This is a genomic window from Maritalea mobilis, assembly GCF_004363175.1.
In the GTDB taxonomy this organism is placed as follows: Bacteria; Pseudomonadota; Alphaproteobacteria; order Rhizobiales; family Devosiaceae; genus Maritalea; species Maritalea mobilis.
On the sequence record NZ_SNYR01000003.1, the window covers coordinates 601,312 to 626,836 of the forward strand.

Genomic DNA, 25,525 nt, shown 5'->3' on the forward strand with positions numbered 1-25,525 from the left:
CACCTATACTTTTAACATGTTAAATATATAGTCAGGCAGCTCGACTGTTTAAAAAATACTATGACATGGCGTTGGCCGCTCAACTGGGCAGACAACTGCATGCCACCACAAAGCATAATGAGATCGCGAGTTGCCGATGAGGGAGTTTTGTTGGAGGAAGTGCCATGCTGATACAACCAGAAACACGCATACAACATGCGGTGAACGATGCGTTTCAACCGCTCGCGCTGGATATTTTTGGCTCATTGGTGGTGGGGTTTAACGACGCCGATCCGCAAAGTGCTGAGCTGCACACGGCAGACTTTGGCGCTTGCCGATTGTCGCACATCACGGCAAGTGCCCATTCGGTTGATGGCGCGCGCGCGGTGCGTCGTTCATTCGACCCGGACGCCATTAAGCTGATTTTGCAAAATGAGGGCCATTCGCGCCTGAAACAAGCAAATGTTGAACTGGAATTGGTGCCCGGTAGCTGGCTGGCCTATGATCCAACCAAATCCTATAGCTTGGATAATCTATCGCCGGTGAAGCAATTGATCCTGCAATTGCCACGCCACAATATTCCAGCCGCCGCATTGCAGCAATTGATGCGCCCAAACAAGCTCGATATAGCCGAGCGGAGCTTGCACAAAATTTTGTACACCATGATGTCTTCAGCATTGGACCAAGTGGATGGATTAGATGCCGAAGGACAATCCGGCGTAGGCGATGCGCTGCTTCATTTGGCCAAAACATTGGTGCTGCGCATCGATCCAGAGGATTTGGAGCGCTCTGCCGTGTTGCTCAAAACACTGCGCATGCGGGTTAAAGCCTATATCGAAACCAATCTGTCGCGCTCAGATTTGGACATTGCCGAACTGGCGCAAAAAATGGGCTGTTCTCGCCGCTATTTGTTCCGCGCCTTTGAGCAAGACGAAACCACCCCATCAGAATTTTTGTGGGGGCTTCGGCTGGATAAGTCTTTGGAACGTTTGTCTTCGCCCAAATTTGCAGGAGCGTCAATTTCGGAGATCGCATTCTCTTGCGGCTTTTCATCAAGCTCGCATTTTTCACGCGCCTTCAGAAAACGCTTTGATATTTCACCAAGCGAAGCGCGGCATGCCAAAACGTTGAATTAAAAAGGGGCCAATTGGCCCCTTAATTCTTGGTCTATGATTAGCCCTAAGGCTTTAAAGCATCTGCCACCAATTTTGTGTCAGCAAACTGCTCAAACTTGACCACTTTGCCTTCCTCAACTTCCCACACATGGGTGACACGCGCTTCAAAGCTTTTGCCAGTTGATTTGGCCGTGGCTGCATAAAGACCGACACCCACAACATGCTGACCAGCGTCTAGCAATTGGTTGAGGGTGAAGGTGAAATTATCGAACAGATCGCCAAGCGCGAAGAACACGTTCTTCTTCACTTCTTCTGGACCAATATAGGTGCCAGCGCAGGGGAAACCTGCGGCCTCTGTCCAGGCGCAATTCTCGGCCAAAGGCGCCAACATGCCCTCCAAATCACCGCGATCACTGGCGGCATAATGGGTTTTTACAATCTCATAGGCTTCAGACATTAGGTCTCCTTAAACCGGCTCTTGGCCCGGCAGATAGTAGGTCATGGATGCTTTGCGGATGAATGCGCCAGCCGGGTTGTTGGCAATGGAGCCATCGCCCTCAATGCCCAAAAATTTGCCGGTAGACCGCATTTCATTAAAGTCATGGAAGAAGGTGGAGGCCACCGGGATCAAATATTCCCGGAAGGTGAAAATATATTGGCCTTCATCAAACTTATAAGTGGTCGCCAAATCCACATCACCATGGCCACGCTGCACGCCCACCAAATTCTGCCATGCATAGCGCGTGGATGAGAGATAGGTGTGTTCATAAACATGGTTGGGGCTATAGGTGTAATGCGCCCGCAAGCCGATCAAGTCGCGCGTTTCTGCGGGCTCTGGTCCGCTAATCTCTGCGCCATCCAATGTGCCGGGGCGGAAAATCTGTTCCACCTGCGGGTCGCCCGCTGCCTCTTCAACACTGCGAATATGCGCGTAAATGGAAAGCACACGACCTGTGCTCACATTGATGATCACCGTGTCCGCATCTTTGGGGCGATCTGCAAAAACCATATCGATAAAATAGGTGTTGGGCGCCAAATTGATCACCTCACACCAATCGCTGCCGCTTTGGCCATTTTCCTGCCAATCCACCTTGTCTCTTGCGGTGAATTTTAGAGCCAGTTTGCGCCCATCTTTAAAGCTGATGGCAAAATCCTTGCCGATCAACTCGTCGGTTGTGGGCAGGCGGTTATGATCAATGCCAGCGGCAAAATCATCATAATTCTTCCAGTCTGCGGGTCTCGCTTGTTCGCTCATTTGTTCCTCCTCTATTCAACAAATGCCAATGTGGGCAGATCAACCGTGCCAGCGCCGCCATCGACGGTGACGATGGCGCCATTCATCATCGACGCCTCCGCACTGGCCAAAAAGCAGATCACATTGGAGATTTCTTCCGGTGTGGCCGCGCGGCCCAAAGGCACGTCTTTCGTGACCAGTTGATAGGCCTCATCCACTGAGTTCAGCCCGTGCTTTTCAATCAGCACTTGCATTTGATCGTCGGCCATGGCGGTGCGCACCCAACCGGGGCATACCGTGTTGGTGCGGACGCCCTTGCGGCCATAATCGCGCGCCAGCGATTTCGCTAGACCAATCAAACCATGCTTCATGGTCACATAGCCTGCCGCATCCGGCCCGGCAAACAGCCCAGCAATGGAGGCCACAGCCACAATGTTGCCTTTGGCTTCAATCAGGGCGGGCAGAGCAGCGCGGGCCGTTACAAACGCTGTGTCTAGATTGGCGCGGGTGGCGTTCGCCCACGTCTCATCGCTCATGGAGATGGTGGGGCCAACACCATGGCCACCCGCATTGGCGATCAAAATATCCAAATGGCCATATTGATCCACAAGGCTCTGGACCACTTGGCCCATCGCGTCTGCGTCCGCTGCATCTGCCGCATAGATATCGGCCTCAATATCGGCAGCGACAGTTTCTAATGGTTCTTTGCGGCGACCCACCAAGGCCACCTTGCCGCCTTCAGCGGCGATCCGCTTGGCAACTTCAGCGCCAATGCCGGTGCCGCCGCCCGTGATCAGCGCTACTTTATCTTTAAATCTCATCTGTTCCTCCTCGGTCCGAACAGAGCCTAGGTTTGGCGAGATCGCGTGTCGCGCCCCGGTGCGCATTCAAGATTGATCAGGAGTGCAAAGGCTGCCAGAAACCGCGTCAACCCCTTGATAGCCGGGGCTTTGACGGGTCAAAAATCAGAATAATCATCGCGCAAGCCCAAATGCGCGTACCCTGAGGAGGAGGAAAAATGAGTTCTTACGGCCTAGTGATCAATGGCGAAAAAATCAGCACGACAGACTATCTCGATGTCTTAAACCCGGCAGACCAATCGGTGGTGGGGCAGATGCCCCTTGCCAGCACAGATCAACTTGATGACGCAGTGCGCGCCGCCCAAGTGGCCTTTCCGGCGTGGCGTGATTTGGATGACAAAGAACGGCAGAAATTGTGCAATCAATTGGCAGATAAGCTGGAAGCGCACCATGAGGAATTGGCCAAGCTGATCACGGCTGAACAGGGCAAGCCACTTGTGCAATTGGGTTCACGCTTTGAGCTGGATGGGGCCATCGGCTGGAGCCGCGCCACGGCGGCGCTGGATTTGCCAATCGAGGTGATTGAAGAAACCCCTGATGGCCGTGTTGAGCTTCACCGCAAACCCATTGGTGTTGTGGGCTCCATCACCCCATGGAACTATCCTGTGATGATCGGGTGCTGGCACATTATCCCGGCCTTGCGGGCGGGCAACACGGTGGTGATTAAACCGTCACCGCTCACCCCGCTTTCCACTTTGCGCATGGTAGAGCTGTTCAACGAATTTCTGCCCAACGGCGTATTGAATGCGGTGACCGGTGATGATCAATTGGCCGCTGCCATGTCTGCCCATCCCGGATTCAACAAAATGGTGTTCACCGGCTCCACCGCCACGGGCAAAAAGATCATGGCATCTGCGGTGGATAGCTTAAAACGCTTAACGTTGGAACTGGGGGGCAATGATGCTGGTATCGTATTGCCAGATGCCGACCCGAAACAAGCGGCCGAAGGCCTGTTTTGGGGCGCGTTCCTGAACAATGGGCAGACCTGTGCGGCGCTTAAACGACTCTATGTCCATGCGGATATTTATGATGCAGTGTGTACTGAAATGGCGGCCATTGCGCAAAATGTAAAAACCGGACCTGGCATGGAAGAAGACAGTGTTTTCGGCCCCATCCAAAACCGCAACCAATTTGAAAAAGTCAAAGCTTTGGTGGACGACGCCAAGGCGCGTGGTGCGCGTATCTTAACGGGTGGCGAGCCAATGGCAGGGGAGGGCAATTTCTATCCCATCACGCTGGTGGCGGATATTGAGCAAGATGCACGGTTGGTGGAGGAAGAACAGTTTGGCCCGGCCTTGCCCATCGTCAAATATCACGATGTGGACGAAGCGGTGAAGATGGCCAACGCATCACCCATGGGGCTAGGCGGTTCAGTTTGGTCGAGCGACAAATCCAAAGCCAAACAAATCGCCAATCGACTCGAATGCGGATCAGTTTGGATCAATAATCATGGGGCCATTCAACCCAACGCACCCTTCGGTGGCGTCAAACAATCGGGCATCGGCCTCGAATTCGGCATGGAAGGCCTCAAAGAGTTCACGGTCACCCAAACCGTATTTGTTTAAGCGTTTTGGGCAGCGCTATGGCGTCGCCTTTTCCAACTTTAGTGGCTCAGTTGCGCTTTAGATGGTACAACCGATTTATTATGTTCTTGGGAGTGAAGCGCAATGCAAAACCAAATTTTGTCCTGCCAATGTGGCAAGGTGCAATTGAGCTTAAAGGGCAAGGAAATGGCCAGTGCTGATTGTGGATGCAGCAGCTGCCAAAAGGCTGGGGCAAAAATGCAAGCTTTGGATGGCGCACCTACAATTTTGAACTCGCACGGCGCGACCCATTTCGAGCTTTATCGCAAAGATTATATCAATTGCGAAAAGGGTGCCGAGCATTTGGCGCAGTTTCGCTTGAAAGAAGATAGCCCCACCCGTCGCATCATCGCGACCTGCTGCAACACACCGATGTTCCTCGATTTCGGCCCCGGCCATTGGGCCAGTGTTTACGGCATTTTGTGGCCAGCCGGTACCGTGACATCTAAGCGGGCTAAATCATTTTCAGTTGGTTTTATGGCCAAGCTATTGTGGGCCTGGGCAAAGATGGGCTTCAAATCGCCTAAGATCACATTTGTCGATCGGCAAATTGAACTTTAAAGGTGCCAATTGCATGCGTAAAACCCATTTTTGCGTGTAAAAAACGCCTATTGCATTGTTTTGCCTTAACTTCTCCCTTAGCTTTGTCGAGATTTATTTGGGGAGGAAGCCAATGAGCGGTACGGAAAAATATAACGCGCCAGCGCTCGATAAAGGGCTCGACATTATTGAAACATTGGCCGAGGCGGGGGAAAGCCTCACCCAAGGTGAAATCGCCAAGCGGTTGGATCGTTCTGTCAGCGAAATCTTTCGTATGCTGGTGGTGCTGCGGCGGCGTGGGCTGATTGCGCTGGATGAAACCAGCGACCGCTATTTCCTCACCACCCGCTTGTTTGAACTGGCCCACCGTATCCCCATCGTAAAGCGGCTGACCGTGGCCGCTGCACCTGTGATGCAGCGACTTGCTACCCAAACCAACCAATCTTGTCATTTGGGGGTCCGCTCCGGCGACAGTATTGTGATTGTGGGGCAGGTCGACAATCCCGGTAATAATGTGCTGAGCGTGCGCATGGGTGCGCGGATTGAATTTTGGCGCACCTCATCTGGCCGGGTGATTTTAGCCCATTCCGATCCCGAAGAGCGGGAAAAGGCAATCGCCAGCATTCCTCATCCCGATAAGGTGCCTGCCAAACAATTGCGTACTGAATTGAACCAGATTGCCAGCCAAGGCTATGAGCAATTGGAAAGCCTTGTGGTGAAGGGCATTGAGAATATCAGCGCCCCGATTTTGGGCTTTGATGGCTTTGCCACCGCAGCGCTGACCATACCTTATATGGAACGCGTGCAAGGCGGCATGCCGAAGGAACAATGTTTGCAGGAATTGCTGGCCGCCGCTGAAAGCATTTCAGTGCAATTGGGCGGCCCAGCACGGGCGCTCACTTAAATCAGGAGCGCGACTCAAGCTTTTGGAAGCGGGTGGGATGGCAATTCATTGGCCTCAAAACACGCTTCCACCAAAGCCATGGTGTCGATGCAGTTTTCAACTGAGGTTTCCAACGTTTCATCTTCGCCAATATGGAAGCGCTGCACATTGCGGAAAATGCCGGAAAACGCGTCGAGGAACCAAGATCCTTCAAGCGGGATTTGCTGCCATTCCTGATCTTTTGTCGCTAGCCACAATTCGTCTGGCTCGCCCTTTGGATAGTTCAGGTTAACACCGATCTGGGTCACAATCGCACCCTTGTCACCCTCAAAGCGGAACGAGCACTCTTGGAATTTACGGCCATAATCATGGTTATGATTAAGGGTGAGGGTGCAGCGCAGCTTGTCGCCATAATCCAAAATGGCCGATGTGCGGGTTTGCGCCATACTTGCAGAGCGTGGGTCGCCCATTGTGCGGGCAAACACGCCTTTAGGTGCGCCCACCAACGACCGGATCAAATCTAGATAATGAATAGAGTGCACCGCAATTTCGATACGTTCTAGCCCCTCAAGGAAAGGCCATAATTCCCATGGCGTTTTCAAATTGAGGTGCATTTCAATTTCGAGCAACTCACCCAAAACACCTTGCTGGATCGCGTCGCGCACAGCCAGCATTTGTGGGCTGAACCGCAATTGAAAATTGATACCCGCCTTCAAATTGCGATCACGACAAATCTGCAAAATCTCTTTCGCCTGATCGAAATTAGACCCCATTGGCTTTTGAATCAGCACCGTCGCGCCCTCAGGCACATGGTGCAAGGTTTCGGCAATGGCCGCAGGGGGCAAGGCCAAATCATAGATCACATCGGTGCCGTGCTGCATGGCCTCAGCAAGCGTGGTGAAGACTTTGTCCACACCCCATTCGGATGCAACTTCCTGCGCGCGTTCCTGATTCAAATCGAACAGGCCAGCCACCGGAATATTTTCATTCTTATAGGTGGGCAAATGTGCATCAACCACAATGCTGCCCGCGCCAATGATGACGGTGGGCGTGGTGCGCGATGGTTTTGGCCAGCTTTGCATAAGCGTCATGGGAGTACCTTTCCGCCATTTTTTGATTTGGCGATCTTGAAGAATTAGCCGAGCAAAGGGGTAAATGCACCCCAAAAGTTAATTTCATTTATAAAAATACTTTTGACATATAAAAAAATCAAGTTTAGTTTGCGGGAAAAATCAATCCAATGGAGCAGCCAATGGAACGCATGGGAATGGTGATCGGTGTGTGGCCTGAATTTATTGCGCGCTATAAAGAATTGCACGCAGATGTATGGCCGGAAATTTTGCAAAGCCTAAGCGATTGCAACGTCACCAACTATTCCATTTTTCTGCGCGAACCAGAAAATTTGCTGTTCGGCTATTGGGAATATGTGGGCAGCGATTTTGCCGCCGACATGAAGAAAATGGCCGACATGCCCATTACCCAAGAATGGTGGGAGTTGTGCATTCCGTGTCAAAAGCCATTGGAGAGCAAACAAGAAGACGAATGGTGGGCATCTATGGAGCAAGTCTTCTACCATCCATAATCCACCTTGCGGATCGAAAGTCTATTCATGACCAATAAAAATAACACAGCCCCAATGGGCGAATATGATCCACGACTGATATTGCTGGACCCGAACGATAATATATTCGGCGTGGCCCGGCCCATTCGCGCGGGCGAGATGCTGATGATTGATGGCGAGCTTGTGCAACTCGACCAACAGGCGGGCATGGGCTTTAAAATTGCGGCCCGCAACATCGAACAAGGCGAACATATTTTAAAATATGGCGCCGTGATTGGCGTGGCCAATCAACATATCACCAAGGGCCAATTGGTGCATGTGCACAATATTGAAAGCACCTATATGGCCAACACCGTGACAACAGGCACCAGAAAAGAGGTTATCTCATGAAGGGCTATTTACGCAGCGACGGCCGCAAAGGCATCCGCAACATTGTCACAGTGGTTTATCTGGTTGAATGCGCGCACCACGTGGCGCGGCAAGTGGCGCAGCGCTTTGCGCCACAAGATGTGCAGGTGATCGGCTTTCCGGGGTGTTACCCAAACGAATATGCCCAATCCATGATGGAACGACTTTGCACCCACCCGAATGTGGGCGCTGTTTTGCTGGTCTCTCTCGGATGCGAAGGCTTCAACAAGCTAAAGCTGAAAGATGTGGTTGCTGAAACTGGCCGCCCAGTTGAAGTGCTGACCATTCAGGGCGAAGGCGGCACGGGTAAAACGATGCAAAAAGGCATCGAATGGGTCGAGCAACAATTGCAGGATTTGAAAGAGGCGCCAACGGTCGAGATGGACTGGTCGGAACTGGTGGTGGGCACCATTTGCGGCGGGTCTGATGGCACCAGTGGCCTAACCGCTAACCCTGCAATTGGCCGCGCGTTTGACCAATTTGTGGACAAAGGTGCGGCATGCATCTTTGAAGAAACCGGCGAGTTGATCGGATGCGAGCCGCATATGGCGAAACGCGCGGCAACCCCTGAGCTGGCTAAAGAGCTGGTGCAAAGCATCGAAAAAGCCGCGCGCTACTACGAGGTACTGGGCTATCCAAGTTTCGCGCCGGGTAATGCCGATGGCGGCCTTTCGACCATTGAAGAGAAATCCATGGGCGCTTACGCCAAATCTGGTGCATCGACCATTTCTGGCTTGATCAAGCCAGGCGATATTCCGCCCTCTGGCGGGCTTTATCTTTTGGACGTGGTGCCAGATGGTGAAGTGCGCTTTGGCTTCCCCAACATTGTCGATAATGCTGAGATTGTTGAACTGATCGCGTGCGGCTCGCATGTGATTTTATTTGCCACGGGCCGCGGCTCGGTTGTGGGCTCCGCCATTTCACCTGTGGTGAAAGTTTGCGCCAACCCGCTCACCTATAAACGCATGGCCGACGATATGGACGTGAATGCGGGCAAGATTTTGGACAATGAGGCCAGCCTAGATGAGGTGGGCCAAGAGATTGTTGACCTTGTAGCGCAGGTGGGCGATGGCGAAATGACCCGCTCTGAAGCGCTGGGCCACACAGAATTTATTCTCACCTATAAGAGTTTTGAACCGATTGGACCGGCCTGCTTGCCGGCCGCATAGGAGTTAAAATGCAACGCGTAAAAGACAAGTTTTGCCTGGTCACCGCAGCGGCCCAAGGCATTGGCCGCGCCAGCGTAAAGCGCTTGGTGGACGAAGATGCCACCGTTCTGGCCACCGATATTGACGAAGAGGGCTTGGCCTCTTTGGCAGAAGAAACAGGCTGCGCCACCAAAGTGCTCAATGTGATGGACAAGGATGCAATCAAGGCGATTGCGGAAGAATATCCACATATCGATGTGCTGTTTAACTGCGCTGGCTTTGTGGCCAATGGCAATATTTTGGAGTGTGACGATAAGGATTGGGACTTCTCGTTCAATCTCAACGTTACGGCCATGTATCAAATGATCAAGGCGCTGTTGCCGAACATGATCAAAAATGGCGGCGGCTCCATCATCAATATGTCTTCCGTTGCCTCCAGCGTCACGGGCGTGCCAAACCGTTTTGCCTATGGCGCATCCAAGGCGGCGGTGATCGGCCTGACCAAATCCGTTGCGGCTGACTTTGTGAAAGACAATATTCGCTGCAACGCCATTTGCCCGGGCACAGTGCATTCGCCATCGCTTGAGCAACGCTTGGCAGCGCAGGGCGATTATGAAACAGCAAAAGCGCAATTTATCGCCCGTCAGCCCATGGGACGCATTGGCGAGCCAGATGAAATTGCGGCGCTTGTGGCCTATTTGGCCAGCGACGATAGCGCGTACACCACAGGACAAATTCACGTCATTGATGGCGGCTGGACGATCTAAGGAATAACAAAAATGAAACTTTTACGCATTGGCCAACCGGGCCAGGAAAAACCTGCTCTTTTGGGGCCGAATGGCGAATATTATGACGTATCTGCCTATATTGATGATGTGGCGGGCGACGCGCTTTCTGATGAAAAACTGAATGAGCTTTCGCAGTTGGATTATGTAGATTTGCCGCAATTGGACGCCAATGAGCGCATTGGTGCGTGCGTGGGCAATGTGGGCAAATTCATCTGCATCGGTCTGAACTATGCCGACCATGCAGCGGAATCTGGCATGGAAGTGCCTTCTGAGCCCGTGATGTTTTTCAAGGCGACGTCTGCCATTTGTGGCCCAAATGACGAGGTTGAAATTCCACGCAAATCAGAAAAATCTGATTGGGAAGTAGAATTGGGTGTCGTGATCGGCAAGCGCGCCAAATATGTGGAACAAGCTGACGCCATGGACTATGTGGCCGGCTATTGTGTGGTCAATGATCTGTCTGAACGCGAGTTCCAGATTGAGCGCCAAGGCCAATGGGTGAAAGGCAAATCTGCCGACACTTTTGGACCAATTGGGCCTTATTTGGTGACTCGCGATGAAGTGGCTGACCCACAAAATCTCGATATGTATCTCGATGTTAACGGCGAGCGCCGCCAAACCGGCAACACCAAAACCATGGTGTATGGCGTGGCGGAACTTGTGTCCTATGTATCGCAATTTATGAGCCTGCAGCCGGGCGATATTATTTCCACCGGCACACCTCCAGGCGTTGGCTTGGGCATGACCCCACCAACCTATTTGAAGGTAGGTGACACAATGGAATTGGGCATTGAAGGTATGGGCGTGCAGCGCCAGACCTGTGTTGTCGCAAAAGACTAACCCTCGTAACCCCGCTGGCCTTCCCACACTCGTTTAGAGCTGGCCAGCGGGATTGCACTACCAATATATACGGAGCATGCCGGCATATAGGGGCTTGCGAGAGCCGGGCAAAAGCTGCTTCAGTCGCAACATATTTTAAAAAACGGCATGACACATGGCGACACCTGATAAAATCACCACCATTGACGATTTGAAAAAACTGGCCAAGCGGCGCGTGCCACGCATGTTTTTTGATTATGCGGATTCAGGTGCGCTGACCGAAGATACCTATCGTGCCAATGAGCGAGATTTTGAGCAGATAAAGCTGCGCCAGCGCGTGGCGGTCAACATCGCCAACCGCAGCACTGCCACCAAGATGATCGGGCAGGACGTGGCCATGCCTTTGGCAATTGCGCCCACAGGGTCTGCGGGTCTTCAACATGCAGATGGTGAAATTCTAGCGGCGCAGGCTTGCGCTGAATTTGGCGTGCCCTACACGCTGTCAACATTGTCAATTTGCTCGCTTGAAGATGTGGCTGCTGCATCATCGCGACCAATTTGGTTTCAGCTTTATGTGATGAAAGATCGCGAATTTAGCAAACGGCTAATTGCGCGCGCGAAAGCAGCCAAATGTAGTGCCTTGGTGTTGACCCTTGATCTGCAAATTATGGCCCAGCGCCACAAGGATGTGCGCAATGGTCTGAGCGCGCCGCCAAAGATCAATCTCAACACCATGACCCAATTTGCCACTAAGCCACTTTGGTGTTTGAAAATGCTGGGCACCAAAAACCGGCAATTTGGCAATATTCATGGCCATGTGGAAAATGTGAGTGATCTTTCTTCGCTCAGCGCTTGGATTGGCGAGCAATTTGATGAGCAGCTAAATTGGGATGACATTGCCTGGATCAAAGAACAGTGGGGCGGCCCGCTGATCTTGAAAGGCATTATGGACCCGGAAGATGCCAAAATGGCGCTCAAAGTTGGCGCGGATGCGATGATCGTCTCGAACCATGGTGGCCGACAATTGGATGGCACGGAATCGTCGATTGCCGCATTGCCAAAAGTTTTGGATGCGGTGCGGGGCGATAGCGAAATTCATTTGGATGGCGGTGTGCGTACAGGCATTGATATTTTGCGGGCCCGCGCAATGGGTGCTCAAGGTGTTTATGTGGGGCGGCCATATCTTTATGGACTCGGCGCGATGGGCAAAAAAGGCGTGACCAAAGCGCTGCAGATTTTCCATAAAGAGCTAGACATCACCATGGCGCTTTGCGGCGAGAACAATATTGAAAATATTGGTCGCCACAATCTGATAGATCCTAATCCTAGACTTCTTTAGGGCGTGCGCAGCTATTGCCAATAACCAGCTTTGGGGTGGTGATGGCCGTGCGCGGCTCGATCTTTCTGTTGGGCGCTGCAATGCGTTCAAACAACATATCGCTCGCCAGTTTGCCGATCTCTTCAATCGGCTGCACCGCCATGGTGAGCTTTGGCTGTATCACGTCGGACCAAGGCACATCGTCAATACAAGTGAGGGAAATGTCGTCCGGGCATTTAAAGCCCAAGTCCTGAATGGCTTGCAGTGCCCCTAAGGCCATCACGTTGTTGGCCGCGACGATCGCGCTTGGCGGCTGCGCACGGGTGAGTAAGCGCATGGTTTCGGCATAGGCCAAATCGCCATCATATTTCGCGTCAAAAACCAGACTTTTATCAACATCAATGCCAGCGCTTTGCATGGTTTTATAAAAACCTTCGGTCCGCTGATCAGCAGAATAAAGCCCTTCTTCACCAGCCAGCAACGCGATGCGCTTATGGCCCAAGCGGATCAAATGCTCGGTGAGCATCGCACTGGCCAAAATATTGTCTGAGCCAACAAAGTCGGTCTCTAAGCCTTCAACCTTATGGTCGAACAATACTGTTGGCATGCGCAGCCGATTGATGTGATCAATAAATTCTTGATCTTTGCCGTGAGGCGAGAGCAAAATGCCTGCAACGCGTTGCCCGGCCAAAAAGTCTAAAATCTGCCCTTCATGCAAGGCGACGCCGCGAGAGGCGGAAACAATGACCAAATGGCCTTTTTCAATGGCACAGCTTTGAATTTGGTTGAGCAACCGGCCAAAGAACGGGTTGGCCACATCGCCAGCAACAACGCCGATAAGCTTCGAAGAGCCGCTTTTTAAGCTGCTGGCCACCGGGTCTACTTTGTATCCCGTTTCATGAATAGCCTGTTCGATTTTCTGCAAAGTTTTTGCGCTGACACGACTGGAATCGTTCAAAGCGAGCGAGACGGTGGAAATTGACACACCGGCAATTTTAGCAATATCGCGAATAGTGGTCATTATCGAACCGATTTTATAAATTTGAATTTGGCTTATTTTCTAAAGATATAGTGGATTGAGTTCTGCTTGGCAAGCGTGTGTGCCCCTAGATATATGATATATGACACATTTATGAAATTCGTATTTGAAAACTAATTTTATATATGATAACAATCTTTGCGCTTGACTTGAATTTGTCGGGCATGATTATGTGAATTTATCGAAACGGTTCGATTGTGTAACTCTGGATTACCAACCTGCTTTCCGCTTTAAATGGGGCGAATGGATGGAAAACACTTTCGACATTGGACATGTGCACATGGGAGGGAACTCAATGCAGCTATCCAAAACACTTAAAACCACAGCTTTGGCCACCGGACTTGGCCTTGCTCTTAGTGTGCCAACATTGGCGCAGGAGCTTAAAGTGTGGGAATTGTCTTCCACCAGCGAAGGCGTGAACCAAAACTGGGAAGACGTGATTGCTCAATTTGAAGCTGAGCACCCAGGTGTAACTGTAAAATTCGAAACCTTTGATGGCGAAAGCTACAAAAAAGGTTTGGCCGTTGCTTTGGCATCGAACAATGGCCCAGACGTGTTTTTCAACTGGGGTTCTGAAGATTCAATTTCGCTCGCACGTAACGGCTTGGCCGCTGACGTAAGCGAATTGGGCGAAGGCCGTTGGTTGGATTATATCGGTGAAGAAATGCTTGGCCCATTCTCCATGGATGGCAAAGCTTATGGCGTGCCAACGCACTCCATCGCGGTGTACATGTATTACAACAAAGATTTCTTTGCTGAAAACAACATGGACTTCCCAAAGACCAGCGATGAAATGTTTGAAGCCTGTAAAAAAGTGCCAGAAATGGCTGGCGGCTCTGCCTTCACCGTTTTGGGCAACAAAGACCAATGGCGGGGCATTCACTATGTATCGATGATCACCTCACAATATGTGGGTTCTGAGAACATGCTGAAAGACATGCGTTTGTTGAACGATGCGGACGAGCTGTTCACTGACCCAGGTTATGTGAAAGCACTTGAGTTCATCGCACGCATGGAAAAAGAAGGCTGCTTCCAGCCAGGCGTAAACGCCACAACTGCTGATATGTCAGACGCGATCTTCACTTCAGGTGGCGGCATGTCAGATTATTGCGGCACATGGTGTGCTTCTGGTTTCGACCGTCAGGGCTTTGAAGGCAAATATGCGATTGCGCCATTCCCAGCCATTTCTGATGCGCCAAAAGAAAACCAAAACTACATTTTGGGTCTAACCGAAGGCTTCCAGATCAGTGCAAAGTCTGAGCACAAAGAACTGGCCGCTGACTTTGTTTCACTGTTGTTGACTGACGAAGTGCAGGCGCAGCGTTTGGTGAAAGCCGCGCGTATTCCTTTGAACGGCGCGAATGTTGATCAATATGCTGACGAAGTGCACCTAACCATTCAAGAAGTGGTGGCAGACTTGCCGAACTATGACGGCTTTGCCCCAATCCTTGATGTAGACCTGAACGGTAAATTGGTGGACGTTTACAAACGTGGCATTCAAGACGTGATTGATGGTCGCACAACACCTGAAGAGTTGATGGCAACGGTTCAGGAAGAAGCGAGGAAAATCAAGAACGCCATGTAAGCTGATTAAGTTCAGTACGCAGGTTTCATCTTGACGTCTCAGGGCCTCACCCCTCTGTTTGGCCCTGAGACACTCCTTAAAGGAATGGGCCCCTAAGCGTTGATGCCATATATGTGCGCTGATCGCAAAACCTGCCTAAACTAAATCTTTCAATTGTGTTTTCGATCTCGGGGGATGATCTCATGGGCAAAATACATAAGGATTGGGGCGCTTCCCTTATTCTTTTGTTACCCGGCCTATTGCTCTTGGGCGCCTTTATCTTTCTGCCACTGGTGCAAACAATCGTTTGGTCACTGTTCCGGCAAGAAGTTTTTGGTGGACCACAGCGCTTTATCGGCCTGTCAAACTTCAGTGAAATTTGGGCAGACAGCACCTTCTGGGTTGCCCTGATCAACAATATTCAATTCGGCGTTTTGTCCGTTGTGTTGCAAGTGGGCATGGGCCTTGTGCTCGCCGCTTTGCTCGACCGCGGTGTGCGTCGCCTCAAAGTGTTTTACCGCACTGTGATTTTTGCCCCGATTGTGGTCTCAACAGCAGCAATCGGTTTGCTGTGGAGCTTGTTCCTCGACCCCAATATCGGCCCGATTCAAGACTGGCTTTCCATGCTGGGCTTGCCACATCCTCGCAATGGTATTTTGGGCGAACCAGATACCGCACTTTATGGCGTGATTTTTGTTGGCGCTTGGCAATATACCGGTTTCATGATGGTGATCTTGCTCGCTGGGATGCAATCCATTCCAGAAGAGCTTTATGAAGCGGCCCGCATGGATGGTTGTAAAAACATCCGCGCCTTCTTCAACATCACCTTGCCTTTGATCCGCAATGTGATTGTAACGGCAATCCTGCTCACCGTCATCAGCGCCTTTAAAGTGTTTGATTTGGTCTATGTGCTCACCAATGGTGGCCCAGGCACAGCAACAGAAGTGTTGGCCTCATACATTTTCCGCAATGCGTTTGAGTTCTCCAACATTGGCTATGCCAATGCGATGAGCGTGGTTTTCCTTGGTATTGCTTTGGCCTTTGGGTTTGTGCAGCATCGCTTGACGAGGAGATGGTAACATGGCGACCAATCTGTTTCCTAAAACCAGAAAATTGGCGTTCTTTATGCATCTCTTCTTGGGTGCATATGCGGTGATGATCCTGTTCCCACTGAGCTGGATGTTTATCGGCGCTTTGAAAAGCCAACGGGAAATGTTCACCAACCCAATCGGCCTGCCGGAAAGCCCAAACTGGAGCAAATTTGCCGAGGCTTGGGATGCAGGTGTGCGCGACTATTTCCTCAATTCGGTGATTGTTTCATTCTTCTCCGTTTTGTTGATCGTGTTCATCTCAGCCATGGTGGCTTATGCATTGGCGCGGATGGAATTCCCGTTCCGTCGCACCCTTTATTTGCTGATCATTTTGTGTTTCGCCATCCCCATGCACGCGGTTTTGGTGCCAGTATATGTGCTATTGTCTGAAACCAACTTGCTCAACACACATTTGGGTTTGATCTTGCCTTACGCGGCCTTTGGTCTGCCGTTCTCGGTCATCCTTATGTATTCCTTTTTCTACGAATTCCCCAGTGAACTCGAAGAAGCGGCCAAGCTGGACGGGTGTGGTCCCTGGCGTCGTCTTTGGTATGTGGTTTTGCCCCTCTCAAAGCCGATCTTGGTTTCGGTCGCGATTTTCAACTTGGTTTCCGTTTGGAACGAATTTTTGCTCGCCACGATCGTGATGACTTCGCGTGAAGTGCAAACCTTGCCATTGGGCTTGGTGCGGTTCCGCGATCAATACGCAACCGATTGGCCGGGCATGTTGGCGGCGATCACCATGGGCTCTTTGCCTTTGCTGATCATCTTCATGCTGTTCCAAAAATATTTCGTGAAATCCATGGCAGGTATGGGAAAATAAAATGTCAAAATTAGAGATTAAATCCCTCGTCAAGCACTATGGAAAGCTTGAAGCCCTTCACGGCCTAAGCCTTGATGTGTCTGGCAATGAATTTGTGGTGTTTGTTGGCCCATCTGGCTGTGGCAAATCAACCTTTTTGCGCACCATTGCAGGGCTGGAAGACATCACATCCGGCACCATTTCAATTGATGGTCAACCAATCAACGATCTAGAGCCAGACCAACGCGGTGTGGCCATGGTGTTCCAAAATTATGCGCTTTATCCGCATATGAGTGTGGCGCAAAATATGGGCTTTGCCTTGCGCATGGCCGGGGTGCCGAAAGACGAGATCAAAGCCAAAGTGGACGCGGCGGCAAAAGTGCTCAAGCTTGAGCCCTATTTGGAGCGTCGCCCCGCAGATCTTTCAGGCGGACAACGCCAACGCGTGGCCATTGGCCGGGCGATTGTGCGCGATCCAAAAGTATTCCTGTTCGATGAACCATTGTCGAACTTGGATGCGGATTTGCGCGCCCATATGCGCCTTGAAGTGATCAAGCTGCACCGTCAGCAAAAAGCAATTTCCATCTATGTGACCCATGACCAAGTGGAAGCCATGACCATGGCCGACAAAATTGTGGTGATGCGCGATGGATATATTGAGCAAATTGGCTCACCGCTTGAGCTGTATAACGAGCCGATCAACCAGTTTGTAGCCGGCTTTTTGGGCACACCGAAAATGAACTTTATGCCAGCCTTGGTGAAAGCCCAGCAGGCAGACAAAGTGGCATTTTCAGTGTTGGGCACCAATGTGGAAGCACAGCTGAAAGCAGGCGCGGATTTGAACGTCAATATTGGCGACAAGCTTACCTTGGGCGTGCGGGCAGATGGCTGGAAACGCGATGAAAATGGCATCAAAGGTGCTGTGGTGCATGCTGAACAATTGGGCAGTGAAACCGTGATGTTTGTGGAGTTGCCGCAAGATCATCAGGTGACCCTTGTGCAGCCGGGACAGCACCAGTTTGAGCCGGGTGAAGCCATCACCATTTCACCAGACGAGACCAAGCTGCACCTGTTTGATGAAAACGGTAAATCGCTTCCTGTTCAGCGTGTTTATGGCGCGAGCAAATAGTTTTTAGGATTCTTTATGAGTAATGCATTTCGGCAAGTCCATCTGGACTTCCACACCAGCGAAGCCATCCCTGAAGTCGGGCAAAAATTCGACGGCAAAGCGTTCGCCAGCGCCTTCAAACGCGCCCATGTGAACTCCGTTACCCTGTTTGCGCGCTGCCACCATGGCTGGAACTATTATGACGGCAAAGTGGGCCAACGCCACCCAAGCCTCAATTTCGATCTGCTGCGCGCGCAATATGATGCGTTGAAAGCTGAAGGCATTCGCGTGCCGATCTATATCACCTGCGCGTGGGACGAATTGAGCTGTCGCGAACATCCTGAATGGCGGGTGATCACCCCGGATGGTAAGTTTTTGTTTGCGGGCGGCAATTTGGGCACACAGGAAAAAGTGCGCTGGGGCCTGTTGGATTTCTCCACGCCCTTTATGGACTTTTTGGAAGCACAAATTCAGGAAGTGGCCACGCTTTTCTCCGATTGCGATGGCATCTTTTTGGATATCGCCCACCAATATCCGTCCTGCAGCCCATCTGCCCTTAAGCAGATGAAAGAAATGGGCTTGGATTGGACCAAGGAAGAAGATCGCTTGGCCCATGCTGCCCATGTGAAGGCTGAATATATGCGCCGCACCACAGCGGCCGCCAAAGTGGCACGGGCCGATATGCCTGTGGTGCACAATCACGGCAACCTGACCCTTGGTGATCGTTCGATTTTGGATTTCAATGAAAATCTGGAAATTGAATCATTGCCCACAGGTGGCTGGGGCTATGAGCACTTCCCGATCGGCGCCAAATATGCGGAAACCATTGGTGCGGATTATTTGGGCATGACCGGCAAATTCCACACCACTTGGGGCGAGTTTGGTGCGTTTAAACACCCAACTGCTTTGCAATATGAGTGTGGCTTTATGCTGGCCCATGGCGCACGTTGCTCTATTGGCGACCATTTGCACCCAAGCGGCGAGATCACCCAAACCACTTACGATATTATCGGCAAAGCCTATCAGGAAGTGGAAGAAAAAGAGCCTTGGTGCGTGGGTACAAAGAACGTGGCTGAAATCGCGGTTCTGTCTGTGCGGGCCATCAACACCCCTGATATTCCCACATGGGAACCTGCCTCGGTGAACAATATCGCCGATGAAGGCGCGTCGCGGCTGTTGCTTGAAGAACATCAATTGTTCGACTTCATCGATGTGGAAGCAGAATTTTCAAACTACCGTTTGATCATTGTGCCAGATGAAGCAGAAATTGGCGCTGAACTGCAGCAAAAACTACAAGCCTTTGTGGATCAGGGCGGCAGCCTGCTGCTCACTGGCCAATCCGGTGTGGACGCAACAACCCACAAGCCATTGTTTGACTTTGGTGGGGAGATTGCGGGGCCAGCGCAATATGAAAATGCCTATGCTGATTATGCCAAAAACATTGCAGCAGATTTTGTGCATGATCCTGTGTTGTTGGGGCAAACGGGCTATAGCTTGAAAGTGACAAAGGGCGAAAGCCTAGGGCAAATGTTTGACCCCTATTTCGACCGTTGCCACAAGCATTTTAACGGCCATATGAACACGCCTTACCACACAGAGCCGAGCGAATTTGCCGCCGGCGTTGTGCATAATCGCGTGGCGTATCTACCTTACCCCATGTTCTCCATTTACTTTAAGGCCGGTGCGGTTGTGCACCGCAAAGTGTTGGGCAATTTGGTGGATTTGCTGTTGGGTAATCAGCGCAAACTTCGCACCAGTCTGCCGGTGGGCGGCCGGGTGACATTGCGCACGCAAGTTGCAGAAAACCGCGACATTGTGCATTTGCTTTACGCCACCCCACAATTGCGCGGCACCTTCAATGGCCAGCCAGTGGAGATCATCCAAGATCTGCCAGAACTGCGCCAAATTGATGTGGTGCTGAAAACGGAAAAACCTGTTTCCGCAGTGAAATTGGTGCCCGAAAATAAAGATGTGGCGTTTGAGCAGGCCACCGGTGAAGTTAAATTCACCGTAGATAAAATCCAAGGGCATCAGATGGTAGCCGTGAGCTACTAATCTCTTCAACTGGGCTTCTGGCCACTTGTGGCGGGGCAGCTTTCTGGCTGCACCCGCCATTTTTAATGAAAGTCTCTACTTGGGAATAGCTTTTTGGCTTGGTCGCGTGGATGATGAGCCCGCGCAATCGGCTTGGCTTTATTGAAGCGTCGTGCAACATCATCTGCTTGAGGTAAGGTTTCACCCAAAATGTCTTCCTGCGGATGTCCAAGTTTGGTCAGTTCATAAGACATATCTTCAATTTTTTGAGCGATTAGATGCACCACAATACCTTCGCGCTGCAAAGTGCCAGTGACTTTCAGCAATCGCCCGCTCATCACAATGCGTCGATAACGCTCATAGATTTTGGGCCAGACAACAATGTTTGAGACCCCTGTTTCATCTTCCAATGTGAGAAAGATAACGCCAGACGCGGTGCCTGGTCGCTGCCTTGTGATCACTAAGCCACAAACCGAAACTCGTTTTTGACCAATGGTTGGTAAGGCAGCATGTGGAACAATGTCGGGCATATCAGGCCGCAACAGCTCCAAAGGATGCGCTTTGAGAGATAGGCGGGTAGAAATATAATCTTCCACCACCTCTTCGCCCAAATGCATTTTAGGCAAGGTCACATCGGGTTCAAAAATGGCTTCCCCATCAATGGGATTATTGAAAAGCGGAAGTGGTTTTTTGCTGCGAATGGATTTAACCTTCCACAAGGCATTCCGGCGATTAAGCCCAATGGACAAGAAAGCATCAGCTTCGGCCAGACGTTCTAAAGCACTAGGGCTGATGCCCGCCCGAAGCCACACACTTTCGGGGTCAGGGTAGCCATTGCCCCGCGCAGCCACTAACCAGTCTGCATCCTCCTCACGAAAGCCTTTGATTTGGCGAAAACCCAACCGCAATGCTAATTCCCCATTAGCACATCGCTCCAATTTATTATCCCACTCACTATGGTTGATGCACACGGGACGTACATCCACACGATGCTCACGCGCATCGCGTACAATTTGGGCGGGAGCATAAAAACCCATTGGTTGCGCATTAAGCAATGCACAAGCAAAAACGGCAGGATAATGTTTCTTTAGCCAAGCAGACACATAGGCCAACATGGCAAAGGCCGCAGCATGGCTTTCAGGGAAGCCATATTCACCAAAGCCTTCAATTTGAGAAAAGCATCGTTCAGCAAAATCTTGTGTGTAGCCACGCTCAAGCATGCCGCCAATAAAGCGATCTCGAAAAGTGCTGATGGTGCCCATGCGCCGAAACGTTGCCAATGAACGGCGCAACCGATCCGCTTCCTCCGCGCTAAAGCCTGCAGCAACAACAGCGATCTGCATTGCTTGTTCTTGAAATAGCGGCACACCCAGGGTTTTCCCCAACACGCCTTCAAGCTCTTTTGAAGGGAAGGTGACCTGCTCTTTCCCTTGCCGACGATTGATATAAGGGTGGACCATTCCCCCTTGAATTGGGCCGGGCCGGACAATCGCCACCTCAATCACCAGATCATAAAAAGTGCGGGGTTGCATGCGCGGCAAAAAGTTCATCTGCGCGCGACTTTCCACCTGAAACACCCCAATCGCATCTGCTGCGCACAACATATCGTAAGTGTCATCATCCTCCTGCGGCACTGTCGCCAGATTGAGAGGAGTATGATGGTGATGTTCAATCAATTGGAAGGCTTTACGAATGCAGGTGAGCATCCCCAAGCTCAACACATCCACCTTCAAGATACGCAGGGTATCAATGTCGTCCTTGTCCCATTCAATAATGGTGCGATCATCCATCGCCGCATTTTCAATGGGACAAAGCTCGTCCAGCCTATCTTGTGTGATGACAAAGCCGCCCACATGTTGCGAAAGATGTCGGGGAAAGCCGATAATTTCGCCGATCAGCCGGACCGTTTGTTTAAGCCGACGATCATTGAGATCAAGCCCCAATTCTTGCATACGCTTTGTGTCAGCCCCGCCATTCGACCACCCCCAAATCTGGCCTGATAAAGCGGCGGTCACATCTTGTGACAGGCCCATAACCTTGCCAACCTCGCGGATGGCACTGCGGGAGCGAAAATGGATAACTGTGGCGCATAATCCAGCACGATGTCGGCCATATTTGTCGTAAATATGTTGGATGACTTCTTCACGCCGTTCATGCTCAAAGTCCACATCAATATCCGGCGGTTCTTGTCGGTGGCGGGATACAAATCGCTCAAATACCATGGTGATCATGTCTGGCGTTACATCTGTAATACCAAGGGCGTAACACAGAATGGAATTGGCCGCAGACCCACGCCCTTGACATAAAATATCTTTGGAGCGGGCAAATTGTACAATGTCATGCACGGTGAGAAAGTAGGCGGCATACTTCAATTCGCCGACCAATTTCAATTCTTTATCGGCCAGATCTAAATAACGTTGAGGTACACCATTTGGGCAACGTCGTTTTAAACCTTCATAGGTTAATCGTTCTAGCCGATCTTGTGCACTTTCAACATGGCTGGCCTCATTCGGATAATTGTACGAGAGTTCATCCAGCTGAAAATTGCATTTTGCGGCTATGTCTAATGTGCGACGCATGGCACTAGGATGCCTATAAAATAACCGCTCCATATCTGAGGCACCTTTCAAGCGTCGCTCGCCATTTGGCTGTGCCTTTCGTCCGATTTCATCAATGGTAATATGTTCTCGCATGCAGGTTAAAATATCTGCCATTTGTCGCCGACTAGCACGGTGCATCAGCACGTCTCCAACAGCCACCATAGGCGTGGCCAATCGATGGGCTAAACGAGCACATTGATCAAAATAAGCTTGATCATCTCCATCATATTTGGGCACAGCTCCCAAAAAAACATCGCCGGGAAATGTCTCGCTTGTTTTGTGTAGATGTTGGATGACGTGCTTATCCATAAGCTTTTTTTGTGGAAGACCAATCAACACCATGCCCGCGCAATGATCTAAAATATCTTGCAGCCTTAAGACGCATTTGCCTTTTTCCGCGCGCCTTTTGCCCTTCGTCAGCAATCGCGTTAGTCGTGCATAAGCAGGTCGATCCTGCGGTAGGGCTATCCAATCGATCGGACTGTTTTGAAGCACCAGCCTTGCACCCACAATCAGTTTGGGGAGTCGCGTCGGTTGAGGACAATCAATATCGTGATGCACACCCATGTCTTGGCGAGAGCTGGAATCCACTTGTTTTTGAGATCGAATAGAAATGGCTTCCTTATTTACTCGCTCATATTCTTTCAGGGCAGAAAACGCACGTACGACCCCGGCCAAGGAGTTTTTATCTGTGATGGCTAACGCTGGTAGCTCAAGTTCGATTGCACGGGCGACCAATTCTTCAGGATGGGAGGCGCCTTCTAGAAAGGTAAAATTGGTGGTGATGCATAATTCAGCATAATCATGCACGGTTTGAGCGGGTAGAATGGGCACATAATTCATGCAAATTCTCCTTGCACAAACCAAGCTGGATTTTGTGGAGTATAGAACAACCAAAGACGCCGCCCCTGCTGTGTTTCAACCCGCCAATAATCTCGAAGTCCTTTGCGCCAATTATCATCTTGAACCCACCACTCTGGTGCAATTCGTTCAGGGCCGATGGACTTTTCGACTGCAAACATCATGCGTCGCCAGCGAAAATTAGATGGGGGGAATTGGCTCGTACCCTCAATAGGTTCAGGGGTGAAAAAGCTTAGTGGACGCGGCGGTGTTTTAGGCCACTCATGGACCGGCCGCGACCAGGCCGCAGGTGTAATAGAATAGCAACGCTCTGGCGCATGGCTGGATTGAGGTTGAAATCGCACAATGTTTTCGATGCCGATACGACTGCCAATGCGCGTGATTAAGTCATCTAAGGCTTCATCATTTTTTACCGTGCGCGTGCCAATTTGCTCAACGGGAAGCGCTTCAACATCAATAGCCTTGAGGTGTATTTGGTCAATACCATAACCTGCATCAAGCTTTTCTACACTACGCTCAAAAAGCTTGAGCAGGCGGGCAGCGTCACGCATAGGTCTAGCGAGTTTTAAGTCTGCATTTTCACTTGCTTGATCCACTTTTCGAATAATCAAACGTAGATGTCGTGCGCCATATTCAAACCGTTTTAGTTTTTTGGTGAGTTGCTCAAGCAATCTATCTAGAGCTGCCATCACGTCACTTTGTAGACCAATGGGATCAGGAAAGCTCATCCGAACGCCAAAGTGCGGCGGATCGCCTAGGGGCTTAATCTTTTCAGCTTGCCAGCCCAACGTCTGGTCAAGTCGTTCAAGGACATCAGGGGCAAAGCGATGGGTGATGGTTTTGCGAGGCAATGCTAGCATTTGCTCAATGGTATTGACGCCTAATCGTCTTAAACTTACCACATCTTTTTCGCTTAAGCGTAAGCTCGCAATCGGAAGGTCGCCAATGGCTTTTATTGTTTGTTCGGGCGGCGCAATCATATCTTTTGAAGCATAATGACTAATCGCCCAAGCTGCGCCAATTGTGTCAGCAATGCCGATATGTAACTCAAGGCCTGCGCGTGCAAGACGTGCACGCATTTGGTCAAGTATGTTCTGCTCACCACCAAATAAATGGGCGCAACCAGCTATGTCCAGCAGTAAGCCATCACGGCCATCCACTCCAACCCAAGGAGAATACTGCCGTAACCATCTTGCTAGAGCGTATAAAAACCGTTGATCGGCCAGTGGATCCGCAACTTCACTGATCAATTTAGGGTAAAAAGCGCGCGCATCTGAATAGCTCATTTCTGCATAAAGCCCGTGTGCAGTCGCCTCTTTATTTAAACAATAAAGACGGTCCGCATTTTGCTCGTGATAAACAAGAGCAAACGGAGCATTAACTGGTCTTTGGCGTAAAACGCGGTTGCTCGCTAGCTTCGGAAACCACAATGACACGACGCGATTTTGCATGCCAGCGCACCTCCCAACTCTTCAATGTTCCTGTTTTGTTCTTTATAAGCGACCAGCGCTGAAGAGTCGAGTCTGAAGAGTCGTATATAGGTTCGCAATGCCATCTGGTATGAGCTGCATTATTACCTGCATCATTTTGAACCATAAATAATCCAGGAATGTTTCCATCCTTTGCGGCAAGCTGTAACCGCCTTCCTTGACGAAAATCCAATGGTTCGGGCAGTTCAGCCACAATGAAACTCACTGCCCCCGACCGCAACGCGTCCTCGGCAGTGCCCAAAATTTCTGTTTGATCTTTACACTTCACCATAATAGCGCGTGCTGGATCATAAAAGGGAGTAAGGCCAAGTGGATGGAGTTGTTCGGATTGCCAGCGACTACGCGCCCATAATATGGGACCATCCAGCTGACCCGCCATCATCGCTGCAAAACCATAGCGCGACGGACCGCAAACCTCATGGGCACGGCCAGTCAAAAGTGGAAAGAAACACTTAAATGATCGCTGTCTATTCATGAGAACAAAATAACAACAAAATTTGAATATGAAAAGAAAATACGGTTTTGGGGAATTGGTGCACCCGACACGATTCGAACGTGTGGCCTCTGCCTTCGGAGGGCAGCGCTCTATCCAGCTGAGCTACGGGTGCGCCGGTGCGCCTTTGGGTGGGCAGTATTTGCCACGGCGCGAATGTGCCGGGAACTTAAACCAAGCCTTGGCTCGTGACAATGCTCAATTTCA

General features: G+C 50.8%; 23 protein-coding genes and 1 tRNA gene. 15 read left to right on the forward strand and 9 right to left on the reverse strand.

From position 1 onward, the window contains the following. Positions 1–164 precede the first annotated feature (164 nt). The gene (locus ATL17_RS15575; protein ID WP_133573733.1) at positions 165–1,115 is read left to right on the forward strand and encodes a helix-turn-helix domain-containing protein; all 951 of its coding nucleotides are present in this window, start codon (positions 165–167) and stop codon (positions 1,113–1,115) included. Positions 1,116–1,158: 43 nt separating this feature from the next. Here the strand turns inward: ATL17_RS15575 and ATL17_RS15580 are convergent, their stop codons facing one another. Genes ATL17_RS15580 through ATL17_RS15590 form a run of 3 tightly spaced genes read right to left on the reverse strand, consistent with a single transcriptional unit; the run spans position 1,159 to position 3,149 of the window. After that, positions 1,159–1,551, reverse strand: a complete 393-nt coding sequence (locus ATL17_RS15580) for a nuclear transport factor 2 family protein (RefSeq protein ID WP_133573734.1) — start codon at positions 1,549–1,551, stop codon at positions 1,159–1,161. Positions 1,552–1,560: 9 nt separating this feature from the next. After that, a complete protein-coding gene (locus ATL17_RS15585; protein WP_133573735.1) occupies positions 1,561–2,349 on the reverse strand; it encodes a MoaF C-terminal domain-containing protein in 789 nt (262 codons plus the stop codon). 11 nt (positions 2,350–2,360) lie between these two features. Beyond that, positions 2,361–3,149, reverse strand: coding sequence for an SDR family NAD(P)-dependent oxidoreductase (locus ATL17_RS15590; RefSeq protein WP_133573736.1), 789 nt, complete (start codon positions 3,147–3,149; stop codon positions 2,361–2,363). Positions 3,150–3,346: 197 nt separating this feature from the next. On the opposite strand from ATL17_RS15590, the gene ATL17_RS15595 reads away from it, so the two are divergent. From ATL17_RS15595 to ATL17_RS15605, 3 genes are all read left to right on the forward strand, one after another. Next, positions 3,347–4,753 carry an aldehyde dehydrogenase family protein gene (locus ATL17_RS15595; RefSeq protein ID WP_133573737.1) on the forward strand — a complete coding sequence of 469 codons (1,407 nt, stop codon included), beginning with the start codon at positions 3,347–3,349 and terminating at the stop codon, positions 4,751–4,753. A 102-nt stretch (positions 4,754–4,855) separates the two neighbouring features. Next, on the forward strand, positions 4,856–5,332 hold the full coding sequence (locus ATL17_RS17135; RefSeq protein WP_133573738.1) for a GFA family protein: 477 nt from the start codon (positions 4,856–4,858) through the stop codon (positions 5,330–5,332). A 112-nt stretch (positions 5,333–5,444) separates the two neighbouring features. Then, complete coding sequence (locus ATL17_RS15605; protein WP_133573739.1) at positions 5,445–6,215, forward strand: IclR family transcriptional regulator; 771 nt, start codon at positions 5,445–5,447, stop codon at positions 6,213–6,215. A 14-nt stretch (positions 6,216–6,229) separates the two neighbouring features. Here the strand turns inward: ATL17_RS15605 and ATL17_RS15610 are convergent, their stop codons facing one another. Further along, entirely contained in the window at positions 6,230–7,285 is a 1,056-nt protein-coding gene (locus ATL17_RS15610; RefSeq protein ID WP_133573740.1) for a Gfo/Idh/MocA family protein, read from the reverse strand. Between the two features lie 161 nt (positions 7,286–7,446). On the opposite strand from ATL17_RS15610, the gene ATL17_RS15615 reads away from it, so the two are divergent. The 6 genes from ATL17_RS15615 to ATL17_RS15640 all read left to right on the forward strand — a co-directional run bounded on the left by ATL17_RS15615 (position 7,447) and on the right by ATL17_RS15640 (position 12,257). Further along, positions 7,447–7,776 (forward strand): L-rhamnose mutarotase, encoded by a 330-nt coding sequence (locus tag ATL17_RS15615; protein WP_133573741.1) that lies wholly within the window; start codon positions 7,447–7,449, stop codon positions 7,774–7,776. Between the two features lie 27 nt (positions 7,777–7,803). Then, positions 7,804–8,145, forward strand: a complete 342-nt coding sequence (locus tag ATL17_RS15620) for a UxaA family hydrolase (RefSeq protein WP_133573742.1) — start codon at positions 7,804–7,806, stop codon at positions 8,143–8,145. Next, positions 8,142–9,332 (forward strand): UxaA family hydrolase, encoded by a 1,191-nt coding sequence (locus tag ATL17_RS15625; protein WP_133573743.1) that lies wholly within the window; start codon positions 8,142–8,144, stop codon positions 9,330–9,332. The genes ATL17_RS15620 and ATL17_RS15625 overlap by 4 nt, the downstream gene beginning before the upstream one ends. 8 nt (positions 9,333–9,340) lie before the next feature. Then, on the forward strand, positions 9,341–10,078 hold the full coding sequence (locus tag ATL17_RS15630) for an SDR family oxidoreductase (protein WP_133573744.1): 738 nt from the start codon (positions 9,341–9,343) through the stop codon (positions 10,076–10,078). A gap of 12 nt (positions 10,079–10,090) precedes the next feature. Next, on the forward strand, positions 10,091–10,939 hold the full coding sequence (locus ATL17_RS15635; RefSeq protein WP_133573745.1) for a fumarylacetoacetate hydrolase family protein: 849 nt from the start codon (positions 10,091–10,093) through the stop codon (positions 10,937–10,939). 154 nt (positions 10,940–11,093) lie between these two features. After that, on the forward strand, positions 11,094–12,257 hold the full coding sequence (locus ATL17_RS15640; protein ID WP_133573746.1) for an alpha-hydroxy acid oxidase: 1,164 nt from the start codon (positions 11,094–11,096) through the stop codon (positions 12,255–12,257). Here ATL17_RS15640 and ATL17_RS15645 read toward each other — a convergent pair. Next, on the reverse strand, positions 12,244–13,257 hold the full coding sequence (locus ATL17_RS15645; RefSeq protein ID WP_133573747.1) for a LacI family DNA-binding transcriptional regulator: 1,014 nt from the start codon (positions 13,255–13,257) through the stop codon (positions 12,244–12,246). The two genes, ATL17_RS15640 and ATL17_RS15645, sit on opposite strands and share 14 nt — an antisense overlap. 313 nt (positions 13,258–13,570) lie before the next feature. Here ATL17_RS15645 and ATL17_RS15650 point away from each other — a divergent pair, with 313 nt between their 5' ends. The 5 genes from ATL17_RS15650 to ATL17_RS15670 all read left to right on the forward strand — a co-directional run bounded on the left by ATL17_RS15650 (position 13,571) and on the right by ATL17_RS15670 (position 19,895). Further along, positions 13,571–14,860: an ABC transporter substrate-binding protein gene (locus ATL17_RS15650; RefSeq protein ID WP_166639065.1), complete on the forward strand. Its 1,290-nt coding sequence runs from the start codon at positions 13,571–13,573 to the stop codon at positions 14,858–14,860. 182 nt (positions 14,861–15,042) lie between these two features. Then, the gene (locus ATL17_RS15655) at positions 15,043–15,918 is read left to right on the forward strand and encodes a carbohydrate ABC transporter permease (protein ID WP_133573749.1); all 876 of its coding nucleotides are present in this window, start codon (positions 15,043–15,045) and stop codon (positions 15,916–15,918) included. Between the two features lies 1 nt (position 15,919). After that, a complete protein-coding gene (locus tag ATL17_RS15660) occupies positions 15,920–16,753 on the forward strand; it encodes a carbohydrate ABC transporter permease (RefSeq protein ID WP_208111226.1) in 834 nt (277 codons plus the stop codon). Between the two features lies 1 nt (position 16,754). Next, positions 16,755–17,861: an ABC transporter ATP-binding protein gene (locus ATL17_RS15665; RefSeq protein ID WP_133573750.1), complete on the forward strand. Its 1,107-nt coding sequence runs from the start codon at positions 16,755–16,757 to the stop codon at positions 17,859–17,861. 15 nt (positions 17,862–17,876) lie between these two features. Then, entirely contained in the window at positions 17,877–19,895 is a 2,019-nt protein-coding gene (locus ATL17_RS15670) for an alpha-amylase family protein (RefSeq protein ID WP_133573751.1), read from the forward strand. A 62-nt stretch (positions 19,896–19,957) separates the two neighbouring features. Here the strand turns inward: ATL17_RS15670 and ATL17_RS15675 are convergent, their stop codons facing one another. The 4 genes from ATL17_RS15675 to ATL17_RS15690 form a co-directional block, all read right to left on the reverse strand. Continuing rightward, a complete protein-coding gene (locus ATL17_RS15675) occupies positions 19,958–23,317 on the reverse strand; it encodes an error-prone DNA polymerase (RefSeq protein ID WP_133573752.1) in 3,360 nt (1,119 codons plus the stop codon). Then, positions 23,314–24,786 carry a Y-family DNA polymerase gene (locus ATL17_RS15680; RefSeq protein ID WP_133573753.1) on the reverse strand — a complete coding sequence of 491 codons (1,473 nt, stop codon included), beginning with the start codon at positions 24,784–24,786 and terminating at the stop codon, positions 23,314–23,316. The genes ATL17_RS15675 and ATL17_RS15680 overlap by 4 nt, the downstream gene beginning before the upstream one ends. Then, positions 24,713–25,207, reverse strand: a complete 495-nt coding sequence (locus tag ATL17_RS15685) for an ImuA family protein (RefSeq protein ID WP_208111227.1) — start codon at positions 25,205–25,207, stop codon at positions 24,713–24,715. The genes ATL17_RS15680 and ATL17_RS15685 overlap by 74 nt, the downstream gene beginning before the upstream one ends. Positions 25,208–25,356: 149 nt before the next feature. Then, positions 25,357–25,433, reverse strand: a tRNA-Arg gene (locus ATL17_RS15690). Between the last annotated feature and the right edge of the window lie 92 nt (positions 25,434–25,525).